Genomic DNA, 24,305 nt, shown 5'->3' with positions numbered 1-24,305 from the left:
TATGGACGTGGTTCTGGTTGGTGAAGCCGGGATCACCGGGTGTATCGTTTCGGCTAGTTCTCATTGTAAATATGTATTTCAGTTTGAAATAGAGCCGGTATGCTATATTCTATAAACAGAATAAAGATCGATACGGAGTTTAGATATGAAAGAGCTTTCACAGCTTAGTATTCTCTACGTGGATGATGATGACCTCATGCGCTTCTCCCTTCCAAGGGTTCTCGGCAAGCATGTGAAGGAGATAACGGTGGCGGAGAACGGTCTGCAGGGGCTTGAGCTCTTTGAAAAGTGCCGCCATGATGCTGTGATTACGGACCTTGAGATGCCGGTGCTTAACGGTGTTGAGTTTATGAAACGTCTGCGGGAATACTATGGCGATGTTCCAATTATCGTGCTCACAGCCTTTGAGGATCAGGCTGAGCTTGCAAAGGATGCGGATGTTGTTCTGGCTAAACCGCTTCTTATTAAGAAGGTGGTGGCAGCCCTCGGGGAATGTGCTAAGAAATAAGGCCCCCGAAGCGGGAACTCCGGGGGTTTTGCAGGGATTAAATTGTTTACTTTGCAAAGCCGCAACCCGTGTTACGGCTCTGCCTATGTAGATCTAATATCATTAAGAACTTCCTCTTTTTAAGTGCCGATTACCATAGTATCCATTAAGTGGTTTATAAAAGAGTTATTTCTTTTTACTGGCCAATCCTGTTAATCCTGTGATTATTCTTTTACCATCAATTAAGTATGACAATAAAACATGTTTTGCTGTGAATGCGTAAAATACGAACAAAAACTTCTTGTTGTTTTATATTTTGTTGATGTTATCTTCTGATTATAGATAGATACATTTGCTGATATAGCGAGTGTTGATAGGTACTTCGGCCCCGAGCCGTAAAATGCCCGAAAAAGGGAGGTTTATTATGCACACTGCACTCGGAATAATATGTTTAAGTGTTTTTGCCGGATACTGGACACTAGTTTACGTAAAAGGCAATAAATAGAACCCATTAAGTCAATCAGGTTTTATAGCCACAGTTCCTGACTGAAAACCGTTAGGCAGGCGGGGTATGTCTGAGACGGCAAACCCCGCCTCCTGAAGGTCTCTTCTTACACCTTTTCCGCTGGAATAGGTTACAAGCATACCCTTATCCCCAAGCAGTCTGTACATATCGCCGAACACCTCCGGCGTCCACATCTCGGGGTTCATCCTTTTGCTGAACGGATCGAAGTATACGATATCAAATGGCGGTTTTAGCCTCTTAAAGGTGTTCACCGCATCACCCACAGCCACATCAAGACCGTAGTTGCGCACCCTTCCTTCCATGAGAAGCTCACGGAGCAGGGAATACCCCCTGAGCGGCCAGAAACCTTTATTATCGAGGATCAGTTGAACCAGCGAAGGGTCCTTCTCCACGCTTGTTATCTCAAGGGAGCCTTTAGCGCCAGCCTTTTCGCACTCTTCTAAGGTTACCGCCAGATTAGCACCCAGACCGAGGCATATATCGAGCAGACGCACATTTCCGGTCTTCAACCTGCTGACTATATCCGTTGTGACAACGTATTTATGAAGGCTCTCGGTGTATGCACCGATACTGCGGGCGTGGTAGGACTGTTTGTACTCTTTGCTGTAGTACGAGAGGGAGCCATCCCCCGTAAGCACCTCGACCCTGTTATCGGATACGGGGATTATATTCGGCATCGCTGAAGTATATGTGTGTATTCTCACTCATCCGTTCGGGGAGGTCATCCCTGTAGTGTCCGCCTCTGCTTCCGGGTCTTGCGAGTGCGGCCTTTGCCATCATAAGCCCCACTTCGGCGAGGTTGCGCAACTCCGCTGTCTTTCTGTCCGCAGGACGTTTCCCTTCGAAGTGGACAAGGTAGTTTTCAAGGAAGTCTATCGCCTTTTTCAGCCCCTCTTCGTTGCGTGAGACACTTACATAGAGCCACATGGTGTTCTGTATATCCCTGAGTGCCTTTGTGTAGTCCTCCTCTTTAATGAGGGGTCTATCCTCCGGCTCTGTCTCTAGTATGTCAAAACCGTTGCATTCACGCACAGCTGCCTTGGCACTTCTTCCGCCGTATACGACACCTTCGAGGAGCGAGTTGCTAGCGAGCCTGTTTGCACCGTGAACACCGGTGCAGGCCGCTTCGCCGCAGGCGTAGAGCCCTTTGAGAGCTGTTCTGCCTTCGGTATCGGTCTTGATTCCACCCATGTAGTAGTGTGCGGCCGGACTAACTGGGATAAGGTCGAGCGTTATGTCTATGCCGTATTCAAGGCAGGTGGAGTGTATCTTCGGGAAGCGGTTCTTGACAAAGTCCTTGTCGAGATGGGTTAGATCCAGGTACATGTGATCGGTATTAAGCTCCTGCATCTCAAAGAATATGGAACGGCTCACCACATCTCGGGGTGCAAGCTCGCCGTCTTCATGGTATTTGGTGCAGAATCGTTCATTATTCTGGTTCTTGAGGTATGCCCCCTCTCCACGCATGCTTTCGCTAAGGAGGAATGCGGGAGCGCCGGGGAAGTGCAGGGCTGTGGGATGAAACTGGTAGAACTCCATATCCTCGAGTTCTGCGTAGGCCCTGAAGGCCATAGCCGCACCGTCCCCTGTGGCAACCTCGGGGTTGGTGGTTCTGTTGAACAGTCTGCCAGCTCCTCCAGTGGCGACCACGACGGCCTTGGAGTAGTAAGCGAACTGCTCACCCGTCTTCTCATCCACGGTGAGAACACCCGTAACCCTTCCGTCCTCAACGAGGAAGTCAATGGCGTACATGTACTCCACACGGTAGATGTTGAGGAACTTGCCAGCATGCTCCTTGAGCGAGCGGACTATCTCATGCCCCGTTGCATCCCCTTGGGCATGTATGATCCGGTTAACGGAGTGGGCCGCTTCTCTGGTGAAGGAGAGATTACCGCCATGCATATCGAACTGGGCGCCCCATGCGATGAGTTCCCTGATATATCTGGGACCCTCTTCCACGAGGGTAAGAACGGCATCACGATCGCACAGGCCGTCACCCGCCTTGAGTGTGTCGTCTATGTGAAGGAAGATGTCGTCATCATCGTTGAGAACAACGGCAACGCCCCCTTGGGCGTACTCCGAACTGCTTTCACCGAGAAAGCACTTTGTTATGACTGCGACGTCGCCGTGGGCGGCCAGTTCAATAGCCGCCCTCAGACCGGCAACGCCGCTGCCGAGAACTATATAATCGAATTTTTTATGCTGCATCAGAAACGGAAACCTGCCTTTAAGCTGAACTGTGTTATGTCGCTGAAACCAGCCTCTGCGTTGATGCGGAGGAAGGGGAAGGGCACGACCTGAAGACCGACGATTCCCTTATATGTAACCTCGCTTGCAGAATCGAGGTCCACTTTGTCCGAATCCTCGCTCATGTGTGTAAGACCTGCGCTCACACCGCCGTAAGGCTTAAGCATGAGGAATCCTTTGCTTATGAATGCTCCCACAGAGCCGTTGTATGCGCTGAGGTCGTCGTTACCCATGAGCTGGGAGTATGTACCGCGAACGGAAAGGGCGGGTGTTGCAACGGTTCCCTCTAGGATAGCATACTGAAGTGATACGCCGATGGTCTGGAAGTTGGAGTTGACTGCCTTGGAGTACATTGCACCTATGTCAAACTTGCCGGGCAGACCCTTGCGTACATGGAGCCTGTAGGTGAGGATGCTCTGGGAGGCATCGCCGCCGTCGGTTGCGTTCACCCAATGATCGGCGTCATCATCGACGATGTTCAGCGTGGTTTCGACGTTAACGTCGAAGCCGATAGTACCGAGGGGATCCGCCGGAGCGTTGGGGTCGAAGGTTATCATGGAGCCGATGTGTCTGGTGAGGTTTTCGAAGTCCTCCTGATCCATGGCCGCCTGAAGCTCAATATCCTCGGCCGAAGCCGCCGTGAAACATGCGAACGTTAATAGCAGAACGAGAAGCTTCTTCATTGTCTTTCTCCTGTTTGCGAAAGGATGGCCGAAGGGCTCTTATCCCCTTTTCTTAAGGTCGGGATAGCCGAAGTCCTTGTGGAAATCCTCTCTGGTTCTGTTGAAGTACCCGAACTTTATATTCTTATACTTTCTTTTTATCAGCTTGAGCATGTTTTTTAAACCGAGAATTTCCTCAGTTTTAAACTTTAGCTTAGAAAAAAGGAAGTCCGGATCTATGTTTAGGTTGCGCATCTGGATAAGATCAATGCTGTACGCATCGAGGAAATCCATAAGGGTGTTTATCTCCCCCTCACGGTCGTTCACCCCCGGTATGGTGAGTAGGTTCAGTGATACATAGGCGTTGTACCTGTTTGCCAGCTCGATACTCTTAAGCACATCATCAAACTCGTAGTTCACCGGGTTGTAGTATGACTCATAGGTAGAGTGGACGGCGGAGTTCATGCTTACTCGAATGCTGTCCGCTCCGGCATCCAGGATCATCTTCATCTTCTCCGGATTACTACAGTTGGAGTTGAAGTTAACGGTAAGGCCGGGGGCCTTCTTTTTGATTACACGTATGGCCTTGGCCGCTGTTTCCGCCTCCGTAATGGGGTCACCTTCGCACCCCTGACCGAAGCTCACCACAGCATTCCCCGCTGTTTCATGGTGGTTCAGCGCAATCTCGATTATCTCCCTTGCCGAAGGTACGAAATCGAGGCGTGACTGGGGTGCGGGGCAGCATTCTGCGGGCTGTTGGGATATACACCCTATACAGCGGCTGTTACAGCTTGGTGCCACGGGGAGGGGGCACTCCCATCTACCCTCAAAAACGTTCTTTGCCGCCGTGCAGTGATACTCAAGGGCACATTTGGCGAGCTGTTTATACAGCCTGTTCTTGGGGTATTTCTCCAGGACGGCGTGCACCTTTGGTGCGAAATTATCCGTGAAGTCATAAAGCCCGGGGTTCCACCGGCTGTCATCGTCGATCTTTATTGCGGGTACAACAAACTTGCCGTTCAGCCAGCCCACAGCTGTATAGGCGAAGAGGGGGAGAAGGGTTTCATTCTGCTTCTCCATCGCCGGGAGGAAAAGCCTCAGATATCCCGGGGCAAGGAATGCGCTAACCGCACTCCCCCCTGTGAAGGTCTCCATATTGGAGGTCTCTTCGTTGTATGCGATGGGGTGTGTTTCGGGAACAAAGAACAGCTTCGAATGCTCCGGCAGTTCTATAAGTTCGGTTTCATAGGGTACGAAGTTGAAGTTTTCACTCCGTACGGTCATCTTAAGCGTGGGGTGATCGTATATATTTCCCTGTCTGTCAGCAAACAGGAGATTCGGTATCTCGTACATATAACCTCTTGGTCAATTCTTGCGTCAACAAATGATATTGTATTTTATAGATTTTTCAATATATACTTGGGTGTTTGCGATCAAAAAACAACAAGATAACAACAGGAGAGGGAAATGACCGACATTATCGAAGTTTACGCCAGAGAAATCATGGACTCAAGGGGCAACCCCACCGTTGAGGTTGAGGTTGTCACAAGCGGAGGACACGTGGGGAGAGCCGCAGTGCCTTCGGGAGCTTCCACAGGTGAATTCGAGGCTGTGGAACTCAGAGATGCCGATGCGACAAGATACCTCGGCAAAGGGGTACTCAAGGCAGTTCAAAACGTTAATGAGATCATCGCCGATGAGCTTGAGGGTATTGACGTTACAGAGCAGAAGCTCATAGATGAGCTTCTCATTGAGATGGACGGAACAGACAACAAAAGCAAGCTGGGAGCAAACGCAATACTCGGCGTTTCCCTTGCATGCGCCAAGGCCGCCGCAGAAGCAGTTTCACTCCCTCTTTACAAATACATCGGCGGTTCCTTTGCACATACACTCCCCGTCCCCATGATGAACATCATCAACGGCGGAGAGCATGCGGACAACAACGTGGACATTCAGGAATTCATGATCATGCCCGTTGGGGCGGAAACCTTCCGTGATGCCCTGCGTATGGGTGCAGAAACCTTCCATAACCTCAAGAAGGTTCTCAGCTCCAAGGGGTACAACACCGCTGTGGGTGACGAGGGTGGATTCGCCCCCAATCTTCAGTCCAACGAAGAGGCCGTTGAGGTTATCCTCAAGGCTGTGGAAAATGCGGGATACAAGCCCGGCGAGGATATCATGATCGCCCTTGATGCTGCTTCCAGCGAATTCTACAAGGACGGCAAGTACACCCTTAATGCGGAGAAAAACCCCGTTAAGGATGTTGATGAGATGGTGGAGTACTACAGCTACCTCTGCGGAAAGTTTCCCATAATCTCCATTGAGGACGGCCTTGATCAGGATGACTGGGAAGGGTGGAAGAAGCTCACCGATGCACTCGGCGACAAGGTTCAGCTTGTGGGTGACGACCTCTTCGTTACCAACGTTAAGAGGCTTGAGAAGGGTATTCAGGAGGGGGTTGCAAACTCCATCCTCATTAAGCTCAACCAGATAGGCTCACTCACAGAGACCCTTCACGCCATCGAGCTTGCCAAAACCGCATGCTACACCAACGTTATCTCCCACAGGAGCGGAGAGACCGAGGATACCACAATTGCAGATCTTGCCGTTGCCACCAACGCAGGCCAGATCAAAACAGGCTCCACCTCCAGAACGGACAGGGTTGCGAAATATAACCAGCTCCTTCGTATTGAGGAAGAGCTTCTGGACCAGGGAGTTTACAAAGGACTTGCGGCCTTTTATAATATCGGCTAACTGATTACAAACTAACAAATATTATCATGGGGGAAGTCTTCGGGCTTCCCCTTGTTCGTTATAAGGAGATCGATTTATGCAGTTAGAAAAGAAGATGGCGGAACTCATATGCGGATACAGCCTTAACCTTACGAAGGGGGATATACTCCTCATACGTGCTGAGTCCTGCTCGGAGCCCCTTGTTAAGGCGTTATTCGAGAAGGCTTTGCAACTCGGAGTTAAGCCTGTTCTGCGCATGGCCTTTAAGGGTCAGCAGGCGAGCTTCTTCAAATTTGCCGAGAAGGAGCAGCTCGAATTCATCCCCCACAGCGTAATGGCGGATGCGGAGAATGTAACGGCATCCGTATTCATTGATGCCACAGCAAACACCAAAGAGCTCACCAATGCGGATAAACAGAAGGTTACAACCTACAGCAAATCGATGCGCAAGGTTCGTGATATCATGATGGAGCGTGAATCGAAGGGTGAATTCCGCTGGTCGCTATGCCCCTATCCCACAGCCGCAATGGCGCAGGATGCGGAGATGTCTCTGGATGAATACGCTGAATTCGTTTTCAGGGCTTGCAAGCTCCACATGGATGACCCCGTTGCCGCATGGCAGGAGGTGGATGCGTATCAGAAGAAGGTTATCGGCATCCTTGACGGAAGCAAAGAGGTCCGCATTGTGGGGGACAGGACGGATATAACCTTCAACGTGGAGGGGCGTAAATGGATAAACTGCAACGGCCACCACAACATGCCCGACGGCGAGGTCTTCACCAGCCCCGTAGAGGATGGAGTTGACGGCGAGATATTCTTCGATGTGCCCACATCCTATCTTGGTGTGGAGGCTGGGGGAATCAGCCTCAAAATTGAAAAGGGTAGGATTGTTGAGGCCTCGGCGCAGAAGGGTGAGGCATTCCTGAAATCGATACTTGAAACCGATGAGGGCTCGAAACTGATCGGCGAGGTCGCCTTCGGCCTGAATGAGACGATAACAAAGGCAACCAAGAATATACTCTTCGATGAGAAGATAGGGCGCAGTATCCACATGGCCGTGGGTGCATCCTATCCCGAAGCCGGCGGAAAGAACAAGTCGGGCATCCACTGGGATATGATAAAGGATATGAAGAACGGCAAGGCGTACGTTGACGGTGAGCTTGTGTACGAAAACGGTTATTTCAAAGGGGTGTAGGTATGGAAGGCTTTGTATTTCGCAGTCCGGTAAAGGCGCATTTCGGCTTCGGCGCCATGGAGGAGATCAAGGGGATCCTTGAGCCCTATAAGAGCGTCGGCGTTGTCTCCGGTAAAACAGCCATCGAGAAGACCGGCTTTCGTAGCTTCCTGGAGGAAACCTTCTCAGGAAGCAAGAACCTGAGCTTTTACTCACAGGTGGAGGAAAATCCCTCCATCAATACGATTATCCGTGGGGGGAAGTTCATGCGTGAATCGAAGTGCGATGTTATCCTCGCCTTCGGCGGCGGAAGCCCCCTCGATGCGGCTAAGTCCATAGCCGCCTTTGCCACAAACCATGAGGGATTCTACGATCTGCACTATAAAAAGGAGCTCCCCAAGCCTCCGCTCCCTGTACTTGCAGTGCCCACCACATGCGGAACGGGTAGCGAGATGAACGCATACTCCATCATTACCGATACGGAGAAGCTCGATAAGATCAACTTCAGCAAGGAGGGGATGTTCCCGAAATGGGCGGTGCTGGATCCCGGCCTTCTCCGCACGCTGGATGAAAAAACTCTCCTCGCAACGGTCTTCGATGCCTTTACCCACGCCATGGAGGGCTTTATCTCAACGAAGGCGAACCCCTTCAGCGATATGGCTGCGATGACATCCATGGAGCTTATAGCAAGCACCCTTGCATCCACAGACGACCTGACCTCCGATGACGCGCTCATGAACTTCATGTACGCATCCTCCCTTGCCGGTGTTGTGATACTGCATACGGGAACCACCCTCCTGCATGCCCTCGGCTACTACCTTACCAACCGGAAAGGTATCCACCATGGAACGGCAAATGCCATGCTACTTGAGGGATACATGCAGATGCTTTCGGATAAGTCCGTTCAGAAGTTTGGTGTTGTTCCCGCTGTTTTCAGTAAGCATGGTTTTGATATGCAGAAGTGGCTGGACAGGCTGGGTGCTGAAAGCCTTGATAATACGTTGAGCGATGATGAGAAGCTGGAGATGGTTAAATACGCTTTGGCAAAGCCGAACACAAAGCTCACCCCCTTCACTGCGGATGAGGATTTCGTTCTGGAGAGGCTGGGCTAGTTCCCTTTGGGGCGGTAGCGCCCCATTATCTTTTTGACGTAGTGCTGTGTTTCGCCGTAGTCCGGTATGCGGTTGCCGAAGGAGGTGACCGTAGTCGGGCCGGCGTTGTATGCCGATAGTGCCAGCTCCGTATTACGGAAGCGTGCAAGCTGCTGGGTGAGATATTTGATGCCTGCCCGCAGGTTGTCCTCCATGAGGAAGGGGTCTCCGTCACTCATATCGTTGAAGGTGGCTGGCATTAACTGCATAAGCCCCATGGCGCCGGTTCTGGATATGGCAAACTTGTTGTACTCCGATTCAACATCGATGACTATCTTAACAAGCTCCGGGTCTATGCCGAACTCCTCGGAGAGTCTCACAGCCTTTTCATTCACAACCTCCCTTGGTATGGGACGGAAGGCTATCCCCGAAACCAGTATGACGTGGCGTGTGAGATGATATACACTGATGGTCCTGTTTCTTATATGGAAGGGGTTCAGAAGCTGTTTCGGGTTAAAGGTGGTCAGAAAGGTGAGGGTGTTCAGCAGAAGAACGTATGCTATGAAGGCGGTAAGTATTCTTTTATATATCTTTTCGGCTGTCATCAAAGGATATATCCCACAATTATCTGTTGCAGTCAATCGCTATTAGGGTAATAATCCACCACATGATTCGGGAGAAGCTATGAAGATTATAGACATACTAAAAAAGAAGAGAACTGTATCCTTCGAGTTCTTCCCCCCCAAAAAAGAGGAGGGGGAATCGGTTCTTTTTGAAACCATTGAAAAGCTTAAAGGATACGATCCCGATTTCGTCTCTGTAACCTATGGAGCAGGTGGCGGAACCCGGGATAAAACCATTGAATGGACGAGAAGCACCCACATAGACTACGGCCTTGAGGCTATGATGCACCTCACCTGTATAGCCGCCACAAGGGAGAGCATCGCCGGTATAGTCCGCCAGATTCGTGAGATAGACATCGAGAACGTCCTCGCTCTCAGAGGGGACATACCCCTTGATGTTCCGCCGGAGCTTTGCAGCAAGGTATTCAGAAACGCATCGGATCTGATCCCATATCTCAAGGAACAGGCGGATCTCTGTATAGGCGTTGCCTGCTATCCCGAGGGGCATCTAGAAACAAGGGATATCGACAAAGAGATAGAGCACCTCAAGCTTAAGGAATCCCTCGGTGCGGATTTTGCCATAACCCAGCTGTTCTTCACCAACGACTACTTCTACAGATTTATGGAAAGGGTTAGAGCTGCCGGTATAAAGATGCCCGTAATCGCAGGCATAATGCCCATAACGAACATAAAGCAGGTTATGCGCTTCACCCAAATGTGCGGCGTGGAGGTTCCGAAGCATATCATCGAAAGGATGGAGAATGCGGAGGAGAAGGATATGTTCGAGATTGGTGTGGACTATGCCGCAAAGCAGTCCAGCGACCTTTGGGAGCAGGGTGTTGAGGGGCTTCATTTCTATACCCTTAACCGTTCCGGAGCCACAGAGGAGGTTCTGGGGAGGGTGTTCTGATGCCGCTTCCCAGCTATACCCAGCCCCTGTACAGACCCCCCAGCGAGGCGGACAGCCTCATATTCCAGATAACCGAAGGGTGCAGTTACAACGGCTGTGCCTTCTGCGGTATGTATATCAACAAACCTTTTCGTGAAAAGCCCGTGGATGAGGTCTTCGCCGAGATAGAGGGGATACCAGAAACGGCCAGAGGGCGGATCCACAGGGTATTCCTTGCGGACGGAGACGGCGCTGTCTATAACTTCGACGGCCTTGTGCGTATCCTTGATAAGCTGAATGAGACCTTTCCGAACCTCCGCCGGATCAGTGCCTATGCCGGGCCGCAGGCTCTTCTGAAGAAGAAGCCGGAGGAGTGGAAGACCCTGCGGGATAAGGGTCTGCGTCTGCTGTATTTCGGTCTGGAAAGCGGCAACGATGAGGTGCTAGCACTAATGAACAAGGGGATGAAAGCGGGTAAGATCCTGCCCCGCATAAAAGAGATACAGGAGCAGGGGATCGATTTCTCCATAATGGTAATCCTCGGAGGCGGCGGAAGGAAGCTATCCGCCGAGCATATGCGGGATACAACGGCTTGGCTGAACGAGGTTAACCCGAAATATGCGAGCCTGCTCACCCTTTTCCTCAGACGCAAAAAAGACTACTTCGACTCACTCGAAACTCCCCGCATAGGCGACTTTCTGGAGGAGGCGAGAATGTTTGTGGACGGCGTCAGAGGCACGAACATCGTTTTCCGTTCCAACCATGTATCCAATTTTCTCATGCTCAAGGGGATCCTCGACCGTGATCGTGAGCGGCTTCTGGCGCAGATCGATTCCGCCATTGAGGACGCAAAGAAGAGAGGTGTCTATGAGGATTACCCCGATTTCTACGAGGAATTCTGAGTATGCTAATCATCTTCCCCACAAAAAAAGAGGCGAAAGCCTCTATTCCGAATATCACTCTCAAGGGATGGGAGCTCGGCATCCTCAGAGGTGAGTATAGGGGGTATGATGTTATTGTCACAGGCGTTTCCAAAACGAACGCCGCCTTCGCCTCAGCCATAGCCATTGACAGGCTTAAGCCTCAGAAAGCGTTGCTGGCGGGGATCTGTGGGTCATACAAAGGGAGTGGCTATTCACCGGGGGACCTCCTGTGTCTTGAGCGGGATTACTTCGTGGACGAGGGTATGATGCTCCCCGACGGTATAAGGCTCATCGGCGAAGAGGGGTTCCCTGTAACGGAGGGGAACTGCGCTGAGTTCAGGCCATGGCCTAAACTTCCCCGCACAGAGGGGAATACAGTATCCTTCCTCTCATCCTTCGACTACCTCGCCTCGGCTTACAGGAAGAAGACCGGAGCCTCCGTGGAGAGCATGGAAGGCGCATCTGTCGGGCTTGCGGCACAGCGTTTCGGTGTAGAGTGTTTCCATGTGAGAGCTGTTTCAAACTACTGCGGTGAGAGGGAATCTCAACAGTGGGATATCAAAAAAGCCTTCTCTGCTTTATCCTCATTTTTTCAAAGTTCTTTATAAAATCACCTAATCTCCTGATAAGAAACTATATATAAATCCTTGAATATCCTGAAAACCGCTCCATATGAGTGCGACAAGTTGTCGCTCCTGTTCTAAATTGCCTTTATTGTGTGTTAAATATGGCTTTGACAAAATCTCGTTATGAAATGAATATCGCTATAAATAACTGTAGATTATCTTGAAAAATACGGTATGCCCGTGATAATCTATACTTATATTGCTTATTGACAGGCAGAATAAATTATGTTTTTATAATTTGCCATCTAAAGTTTCAGAGGGGGACAAACCATGGAAGAAAAGATTGCACAACTGAAGGAACTGAACAGCCAGGCCGAACTTGGAGGCGGGCTAGACAGAATCAAAAAGCAGCATGAGCAAGGCAAGCTCACTGCAAGGGAGCGAGTCGAAAAGCTCCTCGACAAAGGTACTTTTGTAGAACTCGACAAGTTCGTAGTTCACCGCTGTTCCAATTTCGGAATGGACAAGAGCAAGATTCTCGGTGACGGCGTTGTAACCGGATACGGTAAGATCAACGGTCGCACAGTCTTCGTTTTCTCACAGGACTTCACAGTCTTCGGCGGTTCTCTTTCCGAGATGTTCGCTAAAAAGATCTGCAAGATTATGGACAAGGCTATTGAGCTCGGCTGTCCGGTTATCGGTCTTAACGATTCCGGCGGTGCGAGGATTCAGGAAGGTGTGCACTCCCTCGCCGGATACGCAGACATATTCCTCCGCAATACCCTTTCCTCCGGTGTTGTTCCCCAGATTTCCGCAATCATGGGACCCTGCGCAGGTGGAGCCGTTTACTCCCCCGCACTCACCGACTTCACCTTTATGGTCAAAGACACCAGCTACATGTTCATCACAGGCCCCGAGGTTGTTAAAACCGTTACCAGCGAAACGGTAACCAAAGAAGAGCTCGGCGGAGCCATGACCCACAACACAAAGAGCGGTGTTGCTCACTTCGCAGCGGAGAACGATGAGGACTGTATCCTCCGTATCCGTGAGCTTATGGGATACCTCCCCGCAAACAACATGGAGGAGCCCCCAATCGGCGCAACCAAGGATGACCCCAATAGGACCGATTCCAGCCTTGAGCAGGTTGTTCCCGTTGATGCAAACAAGCCCTACGACATGAGGGATGTTATCACCAAGGTTGTGGATGATGGAAACTTCTTTGAGGTTCAGGAGCACTACGCAAAGAACATGCTCATCGGTTTCTCAAGGCTCAACGGCAGAACAGTGGGTATCGTTGCAAACCAGCCCAGCGTTATGGCGGGAGCTCTTGATATAGATTCCTCCGTTAAGGGGGCAAGGTTCGTTCGCTTCTGCGATGCCTTCAATATACCCCTGCTCACCCTTGTTGACGTTCCCGGCTTCATGCCCGGCGTTGCCCAGGAGTACGGCGGTATCATCAAGCACGGTGCGAAGCTCCTTTATGCTTACTGCGAATCCACAGTGCCCAAGGTTACTCTTATCACTAGAAAGGCCTACGGTGGAGCCTATGACGTTCTCAGCTCCAAGCATGTAAGGGGTGATATCAACTATGCTTATCCCACAGCGGAGATCGCCGTTATGGGACCGGATGGAGCCTCCCAGATCCTCTACAGAAAAGAGATCATGAAGGCGGAGAAGCCCGAAGAGATGCTTAAGGAGAAGGTGGACGAGTACAGAGAGACCTTCGCCAATCCCTATAAGGCTTCCGAACTCGGTTTCATAGATGAGGTTATCCTCCCCGAGGATACAAGACCGAAGCTGATTCAGGCTTTTGAGCTTCTGGCAAACAAGAGACAGAGCAACCCGCCCAAGAAGCACGATAACCTTCCGCTTTAATTGATAAGGAGGAGATATAATGCCTGATATTAAAAAAGTTTTAGTTGCAAACAGGGGTGAGATAGCCATCCGGGTTTTCAGAACATGCCGGAAGATGGGTATCTCCACCGTTGCCATATACACCCATGCAGACCGGAAGGCTCCCCATGTACGCTATGCGGATGAGGCCTACTGTGTCACAGACAGCGAGACGGATACCAGTTACCTCAAGCAGGATAAGATCATCGATATAGCAAAGAAGACTGGCGCTGCGGTTCACCCCGGCTACGGCTTCTATGCAGAGAACGCTGATTTCGTCCGTGCACTTGAAGAGGCGGGGATAACCTTCATAGGGCCCTCCGCAGAGCACATAGTTCTTATGGGCTCCAAAACCGGCGCCAGAAACGCCATGGTTGATGCGGGAGTTCCCGTTGTGCCCGGTACAAAGAACGCCATCCGTGATGTAGAGGATGCTAAGAAGGTAGCCAGAGAAGTCGGGTACCCCATCATGCTTAAGGCCGTACACGGCGGCGGCGGAAAGGGTATGCGCCTTGTAAACACGGAAGAGGATTTCGAATCCTCATACCGCATGGCCTCCTCCGAGGCGGAAAACGCCTTCGGAAACGGAGACATGTATATAGAGAAGTTCATCGTTGAGCCCCACCACGTTGAGATTCAGGTCCTTGGTGACAAGCATGGAAACGCTCTGCACCTCTTCGAGCGTGAGTGCTCTATCCAGAGACGTCACCAGAAGGTTATCGAGGAAGCTCCCTCACCCTTCATTAACGACGACACAAGGGCGAAGATGTATGAGGTTGCCGTTAAGGCTGTTAAATCCCTCGGCTACATAAGCGCAGGAACCCTTGAGTTCATCGTTGGTGCGGATCAGAACTTCTACTTCCTTGAGATGAACACAAGGCTCCAGGTTGAGCACCCCATCACAGAGATGATCACAGGGGTGGATATAGTTGCGGAGATGATTAGGGTTGCCGAAGGTAAGGAGCTCTCCTATCAGCAGGATGAGGTTCACAGAAACGGACACGCCATCGAGTGCCGTATATATGCCGAGGATCCTAGCAACAACTTCGCTCCCTCACCCGGGCTTATCACCGTATACGAAACTCCCGAAGGTCCCAACGTTCGTGTGGAATCAGGAGCCTTCGCAGGATACGAGGTACCACTTTTCTACGACCCTATGATCGCAAAGGTTTGCGCCATAGGCAAGACAAGGGAGAGCTCCATCATCAGCATGAAGCGTATCCTTACGGAGTACAAGGTATCCGGTATCAAAACCTCCATCCCCTTTCATCAGAGGGTTCTCAACAATGAAACCTTCCTTGCGGGGCACTACGACACCAGCTTTATCGACACCAAGTTCGATATGGAGGATCTGAAGCGCAAAGAGGAAGCGGATGTGACCATTCCCCTCATTGCGGCGGCTATCAAGCAGCTTCAGAGCGAGAAGCTCAGCGCCCAGCGTTCCGTTACCAGAAGGGATGTGGGAGAGAGCAACTGGAAGCGTTTCGGAAGGCTTACGAGCCTCGGAAACAAGCTGGCGTAAGGGGGTATGATATGATTACGAAAAGAAAATACTATGCCACAGTGGACGGGGGCGAGCAGGAATACCTCGTCCATATAGAGCAGTCCGAGACGGATCTTTTCAAGGTTGATATAGACGGTGAGGAGCATGTTGTGGATTTTGCCATGACAGGCGACAACCTCTATTCGATTATTATTGACGGAAGATCCTACGATATCGACATCACCGAGCATGGAGACAACTTCTCCGTTCTCCTCGAAGGTGATCACTACGATGTTGAGGTGCTTAACGACATGAAGCGCCTCATGAAGCTCAGAGCCGAAGCGGGTCTAGAAGGTCGTCAGGTTATCGAAGCACAGATGCCCGGAATGATCTGGAAGGTTCTCGTTGAGGAAGGCCAGGAAGTGGAAGAGGGGGAGCCCCTTCTGATCCTCGTTGCCATGAAGATGGAGAACGAGATCAAATCACCCAAGGCCGGAGTTGTGCAGGAGCTTTTCGTTAAGCCCGATGATACTGTCGGTGCCGGCGATAAGCTTGCCATCGTAGAGTAGAATATTCTTTCTGGTAAAAACTTAAATACGGGTATACATTTGGGAGGGCGAGACTTTCGCCCTCCCGGTGTCTTTTGCGGTGACACCTAATTTAACCCATTGTGAGTGTGAGGTTTTTTATGGCTGACTTCAAGAAACCGACCTTTAGTGAATGGGAGTCCAAAGCGGCGAAGGAGATTAAGAAGGACGATGTCTCCTCAATGCAGTGGAACACTCCCGAAGGTATCAAGGTTAAGCCCCTTTATACGGCGGATGACCTTGAGAACCTTGAGCAACTCGATACTATGCCCGGCTTTCCCCCTTATACCAGGGGACCAAGAGCCAGCATGTACGCCGGACGTCCATGGACGGTTCGGCAGTATGCAGGATTCTCCACGGCGGAGGAATCCAACGCATTCTATAAACGTAACCTTGCCGCAGGGCAGCAGGGGCTCTCCGTAGCCTTCGATCTTGCCACCCATAGAGGATACGACTCCGATCATCCGAGGGTTGTGGGAGATGTGGGCAAGGCAGGGGTTGCCATCGATTCCATCCTTGATATGGAGATCCTTTTCAGCGATATTCCGTTGGATGAGGTCTCTGTTTCCATGACGATGAATGGTGCGGTACTCCCCGTTATGGCGCTGTATATAGTCGCCGCCGAGGAGCAGGGGGTAACACAGGATAAGCTTGCGGGAACTATCCAGAACGATATCCTTAAGGAGTTCATGGTCCGCAACACCTACATCTATCCCCCCGAGCCCTCCATGCGCATCGTTTCGGATATTATTGAGTACACAAGCCTATATATGCCCCGTTTCAACTCCATAAGCATCTCTGGATACCATATTCAGGAGGCGGGTGCAAACAACGTTCAGGAGCTGGCCTTCACCCTCGCAGACGGCGTGGAGTACGTTAAGGCGGCTATTGAAAAAGGTCTTGATATCGATAAGTTCGCCCCCCGTCTCTCCTTCTTCTTTGCCATCGGCATGAACTTCTTCATGGAGGTAGCAAAGCTTAGAGCGGCGAGATACCTTTGGGCGGAGCTTATATCCCAGTTTAACCCTAAGAACGAGAAATCCCTCGCCCTTCGTACCCACTGCCAGACCTCCGGCTGGTCCCTCACCGAGGCGGATCCCTACAACAACGTAGTGAGAACCGCTGTGGAGGCTATGGCGGCAGTTCTTGGCGGAACCCAGTCTCTGCATACCAACGCACTCGATGAGGCGATCGCTCTTCCCACCGACCATTCGGCAAGGATTGCGAGAAATACCCAGCTCATCATTCAGGAGGAGACGGGCATAACCAACGTTGTGGATCCCCTTGCGGGCTCTTACTACGTCGAAAGCCTCACCAACTCCCTTATTACCGAAGCCCGTAAGCTGATAAAAGAGATCGAAGGCATGGGTGGGATGACCAAGGCCATCGAAAGCGGAATGCCCAAGATGCTCATTGAGGAATCAGCCGCCAGAAAGCAGGCGAAGATCGATATCGGCGAGGATGTTATCGTTGGTGTCAACAAGTACCGTGTAGAGGAGGACGAGCCCCTCGAGGTACTCAACATCGACAACACAGCCGTTCTCAACTCTCAGGTGAAGAGGCTCCAGAAGCTCCGTGCAGAGCGGAACGATGCGGACTGCAAGGCCGCCCTTGATGCGCTCACTAAGGTTGCTGAAACGGGTGAAGGGAACCTCCTTGAGGCGTGTGTCGATGCAGCAAGAAAACGTGCATCCCTCGGCGAGATGAGCGAGGCGATGGAGAAGGTCTTTGGAAGACACAAGGCGGAGATAAAGCTTGTAAGCGGAGTGTACGGCAAAGTGTTTGAAGAGGACGAAAACTTTACAGAGATACGCAAAGAGATAGAAAAGTTTGTAGAGGAAGAGGGGAGAAGACCCCGTATCCTCGTTGCGAAGATGGGTCAGGACGGCCACGACAGAGGAGCCAAGGTTGTTGCAACGGCATATGCGGATGCGGGCTTTGATGTGGATGTCGGTCCCCTTTTCCAGACACCCGAAGAGACGGCTAAGATGGCGGTTGAAAACGATGTTCATGCTATCGGCGTATCAAGCCTCGCCGCAGGCCACAATACCCTTGTGCCCCAGCTTGTGCAGGAGCTTAAGAAGCTCGATGCGGAGGACATCGTTGTTGTTACAGGCGGAGTTATCCCCAGAAACGACTACGACGCACTCTACAAGGCGGGCGCATCCTGTATCTTTGGTCCCGGAACCCCCATAACCAAATCGGCGAAGATGACCCTCGAGGCCATACGCAATAAGAAGGCGGGTATCTCCGGCTGATGGAACTCGGCGTTTTAGCGGATAAGATAATCGAGGGGAGCAGACGCTCCCTCGGCAAAGGTATTACACTTATAGAGAGCAGAAAGCCGGAGCATTCCAAGGATGCTTCGGCTCTGCTCGACCTTCTTTTACCCCATACGGGCAACTCTATCCGTGTGGGCATCACCGGGGTCCCCGGTGTGGGCAAATCAACCTTCATCGAAGCCTTCGGCAAATACCTCACTTCTATCGGTCACAGGGTAGCTGTGCTTGCCGTTGACCCCTCCAGTCAGATAACGGGGGGCAGCATCCTCGGGGATAAAACCCGTATGGAGGAGCTCTCCCGAGATGAAAACGCATTCATCCGCCCATCCCCCGCAGGGGACACGCTCGGAGGTGTTGCCAGAAGAACGAGGGAGACTATGCTCCTCTGCGAGGCGGCCGGCTATGATGTTATTATCGTTGAAACTGTCGGGGTAGGCCAATCGGAGATAGCGGTCGCCTCCATGGTGGATTTTTTCATGCTCCTTCAGCTCGCAACAGCGGGGGACGAGCTTCAGGGGATCAAGAAGGGTGTCATGGAGCTTGCCGATGCCATTGTGATAAATAAGGCGGATATCGACTGGCAGAAAGCGGAACTCTCGAAACAGCAGTACCTTAATGCACTTCATATACTCCGCCCCAAAAGCCGCAACTGGACCGTGCCCGTCTATCCGGTGAGCTCCCTCGAAAACAGGGGTATTGAGGATATCTGGGGAATGCTTCAAGAGTTTAAAGGTGTCATGGAGGAATCGGGGGAGTTCGATGAGAAGCGAAAGTCCCAGGCGGTGGACTGGATGTGGAGCCTCCTCATGGACGACCTTAAGGGGATGTTCATGGCCAACAAGAACGTTCAGGGTATATTCGAATCGGTTCAGGAGGCCGTTGCCAAAGGGATAACAACGCCCGGTGCGGCATCTAAAAGGCTTCTGGATGCCTTCCGTAAGGGGTGGTAAGAACTATAGGTCCCGTCGTTTCTCGATCTTATCGCTCTTGCATCTTGCACATACCGACTTAGTACGCAGAAACCATATAAACGACAGGAATAGGGCGGGTATGCCTATCACCGTACCGAAGAAGGGTACGAGTACAAAGAACACCGCCGCCACGGCCAGTGCAACCCCCGGGTAGTATGAAACCTTTTCAGCATCCACATTCTCGCCGCAGTCGCGGCAGTATTTCACAGCCATGCCAGATATTAGCACAAAGTGCCCCCTTTTTGAACCCCCAAGACCCTTGACAGCCCCTGGAAGGTTTCGGATAATGACTACTTGACTATGAGGTGAGCTATGGCGGATAAATTCCCTGTAACCCAGGCAGTAAGAGTGTTTCGTAAGGAAAAAGTGGATTATGAACCCTTCATGTACGACTATGAGGAAAAGGGGGGCACAGCCCAGAGTGCGGAGGTTCTCGGGGTAGATGAGCATAACGTTATCAAGACGATTATTATGGAGGATGAGGGCGGGAATCCTGCAATCGTTCTTATGCATGGCGATAAAGAGATCTCGGCAAAGAACCTTGCAAGGCATATCGGCGTAAAGAAGATGCAGCCCTGCCAGCCGGATATTGCCAATAAGCACACTGGCTATATTGTCGGCGGTACATCACCCTTCGGTACAAAGAAGAAGATGAGGGTTTATGCAGAGAAGACGATCTTCGATCGCCCTGTTATTTTTATCAACGGCGGCAAGAGGGGATTTCTTGTCTCCATGAAGCCTTCGGAGCTTGAGCGGGTATTAAAGCCGGAGAAGGTTGAAGCCACTGCGGAATAGGGGAGCCGGATTTGCGGGAGTTTAATCCTATCAATAGTGCTTCATTGAGTGTACTAAGCATCGAAGTAAGGATAGAATCTCATTGTTTGATGTAAGATATTGGCTTGGACTGAATAGAAGGGGGAAGACATAGCCCCGGCCTTGAAGACCGGGGTGGTTATAATCTCAAGTTAGGCCATGGAGCTGAGGCGTGTTGCGAGTCTTGAAACCCTTCTGGACGCCTGGTTTTTGTGGATGACACCCTTGGAAGCTATCTTTCTGATAGTTCTCTCGGCGTCAAGATAAGCCTTGGCCGCAGTTTCCTTGTCGCCTGATTCAACGGCGCTGAGGAATTTTTTTATGGTTGTCTTCATTCTGGACTTGTAAGCCCTGTTGGCCAGATTTCTTTTTTCGTTCTGCCTGATACGCTTCTTAGCAGAAAGTGTATGTGCCACTGTTCACCTCTGTATTTTTTTCAAGAACGCATCTTATACCAAATAGACCCGCTGTAGTCAAGCATTTTAAATCATTAATAAAGTTTTCTTGATTATAAGACCAGGGAACTCTAAAATGTGATACTACGTGTGAGGTAAGTTAATGGTGAAAAAAGCGTTTATTTTAATGTCAATCATGATGATTCTGAGTGCATGTGCAGGAAAGGAACCGGAGCCGGAGAAGGGGGAGAAGATCCTCAGCAGTTTCGGCGGAACTCCCTATGGTGCTTCCACTGCGGAGAATTCAGACAGGATTAAGGATCTGGCCTCCAAGGTGGAGGAGCTTGAGAAGGAGATCTCAGTTCTGAGGAACGATAATAAGGAGATCAAAGAGAACTATAAAGGGATACTTGCCCTTCTCGGCGAGTACCAGAAGGCGTTGTCCAATGTGCGCAACAGGCTGAAGGCAATGGCTGAAGGGGTTGATTCCTATGTTGCAGCAGAGAAGGCCTATCTATACTCCTCTCCCGATGCTTCCTCCGAACGGAAGCTGGAGCTAGAGCGGGGTGAGACGGTTAGTGTTATTGAGGGGATACCCGGCGCTGAGATGTGGATTAAGGTTATAACAGGGGAGCTTGAGGGCTATATGGACGGCCGTGTGGTTCTCCCCTTGGGGAAATAGAGTTATTAAACATTATTATTTCAGGAGGCTTGGATGAAAAAGATCATTATTGCTGTGCTGGCCCTTGCTGCCGCATTCGCTCTGCCCGCCTTTGCGGATGAGACAGGGGAGAGGATGGCGAAGACCTGTGCAGGATGCCACGGAACAAACGGAGCTTCACCCGGTGACTATATACCCACCATCGGTGGACAGAACGAGGTTTATCTTGAGGAAACCATGGCTGGCTACAAGCAGGGAGCCAGACCCGAAAGCGTTGAGATGAACCTTATGGCCTCCGGCTACACCGATGAACAGCTCGATTCCATAAGCGCATGGTACGCCGGGAAAGAGTGGGTCAGCTCCGACAGTAAGCTTGAGGAATTCAATGTTGATGCTTCCGTTGAGCTGATAGAGGATACCGGGTGTGCAGACTGTCACATGAGTGACGGCACGGGTGTTGATGAGATACCGAGGATTGCAGGCCAGAATCCGGGTTACCTCCGTGAGGTGCTTAAGCGTTATAAGAACGGCGAGATCAAATCCGAAGAGATGAGCGTTATGCAAGAAGTAAGTGAGATCGAGATAAGGGCTCTTGCCGCCTATTATTCAGCACTTGGGAGGAACAAATGAGCAGATTAAGCAGAAGAACTTTTCTGAAGGGAACCGCTGCGGCCGTTGGTGCGGTTGGTCTGGCGGGATGTGTTAATGTCGATGTAAACGTCTCCAAGAAAAAAGAGATAATAATGCCCAAAGGGGGCAAGCGTGTTGTTGTACTAGGAGCCGGTTGGGGGGGTACAACAGCTGCGAAGTACTGTAAGCTCACCGATCCTTCCATCGAGGTTATATTGATAGAGAAACTGGACAAGTTTGTCTCATGTCCCGCAAGCAACTGGGTTATAGGCGGGTTTAAGGCACTCTCAGATATAACATTCAGCTACAACGACCTTGCTTCAAATAACGGCATAAAGCTCCTTAAAACAGAGGCTCTCGGGCTTGAGCCTGCCAATAAGATCATCGTTACGGATGCAGGAAAAGTGGAGTACGACAAGCTTATCGTATCCCCCGGCGTCAGCTTTATGTATGACCAGATAGAGGGGTGGAAGGATTCTGCCATGGACGATTTCCCCCATGCATATAAGGCCGGACCCCAGACACAACTCCTCCGGGATAAGCTGGTGGCTATGAAGAACGGCGAGAATGTTGTGCTCACCGTACCGCCTAAGCCTTACAGATGCCCCCCCGGACCCTATGAGCGCATATCACTCATAGCAAACTATCTTAAGAACCATAAAACGGGCTCGAAGATCATCGTTCTTGATCCCAATGACGGGATAGTTTCCAAGGGTAAGCTCTTTATGGACGGCTGGAATGCTTATTACAGCGATGTTATCGAATATATAACCCTTGCGCCCCTCAAAGGTATCGACAGGAAGAACAAGGTTCTCCAAACCGAGAAGGGTGAGTTTAAGGCGGGAGTAGCCAACATCATTCCCGCTATGAAGGCAGGAGATTTCGCATATAAGGCTGGGCTTGTGCCCGAAGGGGAGCGTTGGGCAAAGGTGAATGCATATAACTTCGAATCGGAGGTTTATAAGGATGTCCATGTAATCGGCGACTCTACCCATGCGGGATCCGTGGGCCCTGTTCCGAAGTCGGGCTTCGTTGCAAACAGCATGGGCAAAGCATGCGCACTGGCAGTTGTTTATGCCCTTAACGGGCAGGAACAGCTACCTCCGAGCCTTGCAAATACGTGTTACAGCCTCATAAACGAAGAGGAAGCGATATTTGTATCAGCAGTTTACGATTATGACCCCTCAGTAAAACGTATCATGAAAACAGGTGGAGGTCTCTCACCAGATCGCAGAGAGATCTTCGGCAAGCACGCCAGGGACTGGACGTTAAGTATATGGTCCGATATGCTGACATAGATTTAGAGCCGGGTTCGCCCGGCTTTTTTAATCTTTTGTTCAAGTCCAAACGAGATAATATGTCAAAATCAAAATAAAATACTGTTATTAATCCACTATTTCATTGGTATTCAACTTAATATGAAAATCTGTATATTGTATACAAAAAATACTTGCGATTTTGTTGCAGGTTGATATAGTGATTAGAAATCAGTTCAGACAGAAGGTAATGTTTATATGTCAAGAACCCAGTTTATTTCTTTTAATGCGGCAGTAATGTCGGAGAATGTTTAATTATGAGCAGCATGGCAGAGTTCAAGTCAGCTCTCAATGAAGAGGATGCGGTTAAGGCCGGAGAGATTCTCTCTAAGGCGGAGCCCGATAAGGAAGGCCTTAAAAGCCTCTCATCCGTGTTCATGTTCCTTTCGGTTATATTCAGGTATCCTGAGGATACCGTTTATGAAACCATAGATAAATACTCCCCCGAGTTCCAGGAGTTCATTTCTGAATACACTGACAGGGCGCTGGTTCCCGGGAAGCAGATCGATATGGAGACGGAGTATGTGAAGCTCTTCATCAACGATTACGGCGGCGTTAAAGCCACCCCCTATGCCTCTGTGTATATGGGTGATGAACAGCTTCTCTGGGGTGATGATATGGTTCGTCTTAAGAACATCATGGCGGCCGAAGGCTTCATGCGTGATGAGAGCGTTAAGGAGCTTGAGGACCATGTCTATCTTGTGCTTGAGTTTTTCGGCCTCGTGCTCGAGAAGGTTGCGGATGAAGAGAACAGCGATTGCCGCCTTGGATCGTTAAGTACACTTCTGAGCGTATCGAGGGATTTTTTCCCCGTTTTCGCAGGCCCTTTTGCCGATAAGGTTATCGCGGAAACAGAGACGGAATTCTATAAAACGGCATCAATGCTTCTGAAAGGTTTTCTGAACGATACAGAGAACATTTTGGAAGAACTTATATTTAATTAAAAATAGGTAAAGCGGACGTAAAGTCCGGAATATTGGAGGTGTTCTAATGAAAAGAAAGGCATTTACAGCTGTAGTAGTGGCAGTGCTTCTTGCAATGGCAGTTTCCACTGCTTTCGCAGCAAACGCAAGAAAGGGTAAGAGAACATGGAAAAAGAGTTGCAGGACTACCTGTCATGACGGTAGTAAAGCAGTTGAGCTTTCACCCGTTTCCAAGACTCAGGCTCAGTGGAAGAGATTCTTCGATAACGCTCATGCAGAGATCGACGAAGCTCACGCTGGCGTTGAGGTTGATGCGCTTAAAGACAGCGACTGGGCAGATATGTTCGAGTATCTTCACGGCCACGCCCTTGACAGCGACCAGCCCGAAACTTGCGGCTAAAATTTAAAAAAAATTGCACTTAACAGGATG

Annotated in this window: 25 protein-coding genes; 18 read left to right on the top strand and 7 right to left on the bottom strand. The window is 50.6% G+C overall.

Annotated elements, in window-relative coordinates; translation table 11 throughout:
• The first annotated feature begins 145 nt into the window (after window positions 1-145).
• The gene (locus tag K300_RS0103650) at window positions 146-508 is read left to right on the top strand and encodes a response regulator (RefSeq protein WP_022850311.1); all 363 of its coding nucleotides are present in this window, start codon (window positions 146-148) and stop codon (window positions 506-508) included.
• Between the two features lie 495 nt (window positions 509-1,003).
• Here the strand turns inward: K300_RS0103650 and K300_RS0103645 are convergent, their stop codons facing one another.
• The 4 genes from K300_RS0103645 to K300_RS0103630 are packed head-to-tail and all read right to left on the bottom strand — an operon-like array spanning window position 1,004 to window position 5,275.
• Complete coding sequence (locus K300_RS0103645; RefSeq protein WP_022850310.1) at window positions 1,004-1,690, bottom strand: tRNA (5-methylaminomethyl-2-thiouridine)(34)-methyltransferase MnmD; 687 nt, start codon at window positions 1,688-1,690, stop codon at window positions 1,004-1,006.
• Window positions 1,662-3,221, bottom strand: a complete 1,560-nt coding sequence (gene nadB / locus K300_RS0103640; protein ID WP_022850309.1) for an L-aspartate oxidase — start codon at window positions 3,219-3,221, stop codon at window positions 1,662-1,664. Before nadB ends, K300_RS0103645 begins: the two co-directional genes overlap by 29 nt.
• Window positions 3,221-3,943, bottom strand: a complete 723-nt coding sequence (locus K300_RS0103635; RefSeq protein ID WP_022850308.1) for a hypothetical protein — start codon at window positions 3,941-3,943, stop codon at window positions 3,221-3,223. Before K300_RS0103635 ends, nadB begins: the two co-directional genes overlap by 1 nt.
• A 39-nt stretch (window positions 3,944-3,982) precedes the next feature.
• A complete protein-coding gene (locus K300_RS0103630) occupies window positions 3,983-5,275 on the bottom strand; it encodes a radical SAM family protein (RefSeq protein WP_022850307.1) in 1,293 nt (430 codons plus the stop codon).
• A gap of 114 nt (window positions 5,276-5,389) precedes the next feature.
• Here K300_RS0103630 and eno point away from each other — a divergent pair, with 114 nt between their 5' ends.
• From eno to K300_RS0103615, 3 genes are all read left to right on the top strand, one after another.
• The gene (gene eno / locus K300_RS0103625) at window positions 5,390-6,676 is read left to right on the top strand and encodes a phosphopyruvate hydratase (protein WP_022850306.1); all 1,287 of its coding nucleotides are present in this window, start codon (window positions 5,390-5,392) and stop codon (window positions 6,674-6,676) included.
• 76 nt (window positions 6,677-6,752) lie between these two features.
• A complete protein-coding gene (locus tag K300_RS0103620; protein WP_022850305.1) occupies window positions 6,753-7,850 on the top strand; it encodes an aminopeptidase in 1,098 nt (365 codons plus the stop codon).
• Between the two features lie 2 nt (window positions 7,851-7,852).
• On the top strand, window positions 7,853-8,941 hold the full coding sequence (locus K300_RS0103615; RefSeq protein ID WP_022850304.1) for an iron-containing alcohol dehydrogenase: 1,089 nt from the start codon (window positions 7,853-7,855) through the stop codon (window positions 8,939-8,941).
• On the opposite strand, the gene K300_RS0103610 is transcribed toward K300_RS0103615, so the two are convergent.
• Window positions 8,938-9,525: a lytic transglycosylase domain-containing protein gene (locus tag K300_RS0103610; protein ID WP_022850303.1), complete on the bottom strand. Its 588-nt coding sequence runs from the start codon at window positions 9,523-9,525 to the stop codon at window positions 8,938-8,940. The genes K300_RS0103615 and K300_RS0103610 overlap by 4 nt on opposite strands.
• 79 nt (window positions 9,526-9,604) lie before the next feature.
• Here K300_RS0103610 and metF point away from each other — a divergent pair, with 79 nt between their 5' ends.
• The 8 genes from metF to meaB all read left to right on the top strand — a co-directional run bounded on the left by metF (window position 9,605) and on the right by meaB (window position 19,116).
• On the top strand, window positions 9,605-10,453 hold the full coding sequence (gene metF, locus K300_RS0103605) for a methylenetetrahydrofolate reductase [NAD(P)H] (RefSeq protein ID WP_022850302.1): 849 nt from the start codon (window positions 9,605-9,607) through the stop codon (window positions 10,451-10,453).
• Window positions 10,453-11,334, top strand: coding sequence for a radical SAM protein (locus tag K300_RS0103600; protein ID WP_022850301.1), 882 nt, complete (start codon window positions 10,453-10,455; stop codon window positions 11,332-11,334). The genes metF and K300_RS0103600 overlap by 1 nt, the downstream gene beginning before the upstream one ends.
• Before the next feature lie 2 nt (window positions 11,335-11,336).
• Window positions 11,337-11,963, top strand: a complete 627-nt coding sequence (locus K300_RS0103595) for a phosphorylase family protein (protein WP_022850300.1) — start codon at window positions 11,337-11,339, stop codon at window positions 11,961-11,963.
• Window positions 11,964-12,251: 288 nt separating this feature from the next.
• Window positions 12,252-13,796, top strand: a complete 1,545-nt coding sequence (locus tag K300_RS0103590) for an acyl-CoA carboxylase subunit beta (RefSeq protein ID WP_022850299.1) — start codon at window positions 12,252-12,254, stop codon at window positions 13,794-13,796.
• Window positions 13,797-13,815: 19 nt separating this feature from the next.
• Window positions 13,816-15,336 (top strand): acetyl-CoA carboxylase biotin carboxylase subunit, encoded by a 1,521-nt coding sequence (gene accC, locus K300_RS0103585; RefSeq protein ID WP_022850298.1) that lies wholly within the window; start codon window positions 13,816-13,818, stop codon window positions 15,334-15,336.
• Window positions 15,337-15,347: 11 nt separating this feature from the next.
• Entirely contained in the window at window positions 15,348-15,866 is a 519-nt protein-coding gene (locus tag K300_RS0103580) for a biotin/lipoyl-containing protein (RefSeq protein WP_022850297.1), read from the top strand.
• 119 nt (window positions 15,867-15,985) lie between these two features.
• Entirely contained in the window at window positions 15,986-18,142 is a 2,157-nt protein-coding gene (gene scpA / locus K300_RS0103575; RefSeq protein ID WP_022850296.1) for a methylmalonyl-CoA mutase, read from the top strand.
• Window positions 18,142-19,116, top strand: a complete 975-nt coding sequence (gene meaB, locus K300_RS0103570; RefSeq protein WP_022850295.1) for a methylmalonyl Co-A mutase-associated GTPase MeaB — start codon at window positions 18,142-18,144, stop codon at window positions 19,114-19,116. The genes scpA and meaB overlap by 1 nt, the downstream gene beginning before the upstream one ends.
• 3 nt (window positions 19,117-19,119) lie before the next feature.
• On the opposite strand, the gene K300_RS0103565 is transcribed toward meaB, so the two are convergent.
• Entirely contained in the window at window positions 19,120-19,365 is a 246-nt protein-coding gene (locus K300_RS0103565) for a hypothetical protein (RefSeq protein WP_155827556.1), read from the bottom strand.
• An 84-nt stretch (window positions 19,366-19,449) separates the two neighbouring features.
• On the opposite strand from K300_RS0103565, the gene ybaK reads away from it, so the two are divergent.
• Window positions 19,450-19,932, top strand: a complete 483-nt coding sequence (ybaK, locus tag K300_RS0103560; protein WP_022850293.1) for a Cys-tRNA(Pro) deacylase — start codon at window positions 19,450-19,452, stop codon at window positions 19,930-19,932.
• Window positions 19,933-20,102: 170 nt separating this feature from the next.
• Here ybaK and rpsT read toward each other — a convergent pair whose 3' ends face one another.
• On the bottom strand, window positions 20,103-20,366 hold the full coding sequence (rpsT, locus tag K300_RS0103555; RefSeq protein ID WP_022850292.1) for a 30S ribosomal protein S20: 264 nt from the start codon (window positions 20,364-20,366) through the stop codon (window positions 20,103-20,105).
• 175 nt (window positions 20,367-20,541) lie between these two features.
• On the opposite strand from rpsT, the gene K300_RS0103550 reads away from it, so the two are divergent.
• From K300_RS0103550 to K300_RS0103530, 5 genes are all read left to right on the top strand, one after another.
• Window positions 20,542-21,027, top strand: coding sequence for an SH3 domain-containing protein (locus K300_RS0103550; RefSeq protein ID WP_162139845.1), 486 nt, complete (start codon window positions 20,542-20,544; stop codon window positions 21,025-21,027).
• Between the two features lie 33 nt (window positions 21,028-21,060).
• Entirely contained in the window at window positions 21,061-21,636 is a 576-nt protein-coding gene (locus K300_RS15940) for a c-type cytochrome (protein ID WP_022850290.1), read from the top strand.
• Entirely contained in the window at window positions 21,633-22,934 is a 1,302-nt protein-coding gene (locus tag K300_RS0103540; RefSeq protein ID WP_022850289.1) for an NAD(P)/FAD-dependent oxidoreductase, read from the top strand. Before K300_RS15940 ends, K300_RS0103540 begins: the two co-directional genes overlap by 4 nt.
• Window positions 22,935-23,209: 275 nt before the next feature.
• Window positions 23,210-23,896, top strand: coding sequence for a TorD/DmsD family molecular chaperone (locus K300_RS0103535; protein ID WP_022850288.1), 687 nt, complete (start codon window positions 23,210-23,212; stop codon window positions 23,894-23,896).
• A 46-nt stretch (window positions 23,897-23,942) separates the two neighbouring features.
• Entirely contained in the window at window positions 23,943-24,275 is a 333-nt protein-coding gene (locus K300_RS0103530; protein WP_022850287.1) for a hypothetical protein, read from the top strand.
• Window positions 24,276-24,305 lie beyond the last annotated feature (30 nt).

It is taken from the genome of Limisalsivibrio acetivorans, assembly GCF_000421105.1.
Classification (GTDB): domain Bacteria; phylum Chrysiogenota; class Deferribacteres; order Deferribacterales; family Geovibrionaceae; genus Limisalsivibrio; species Limisalsivibrio acetivorans.
This window is presented reverse-complemented; position numbering and strand designations above follow the sequence as displayed.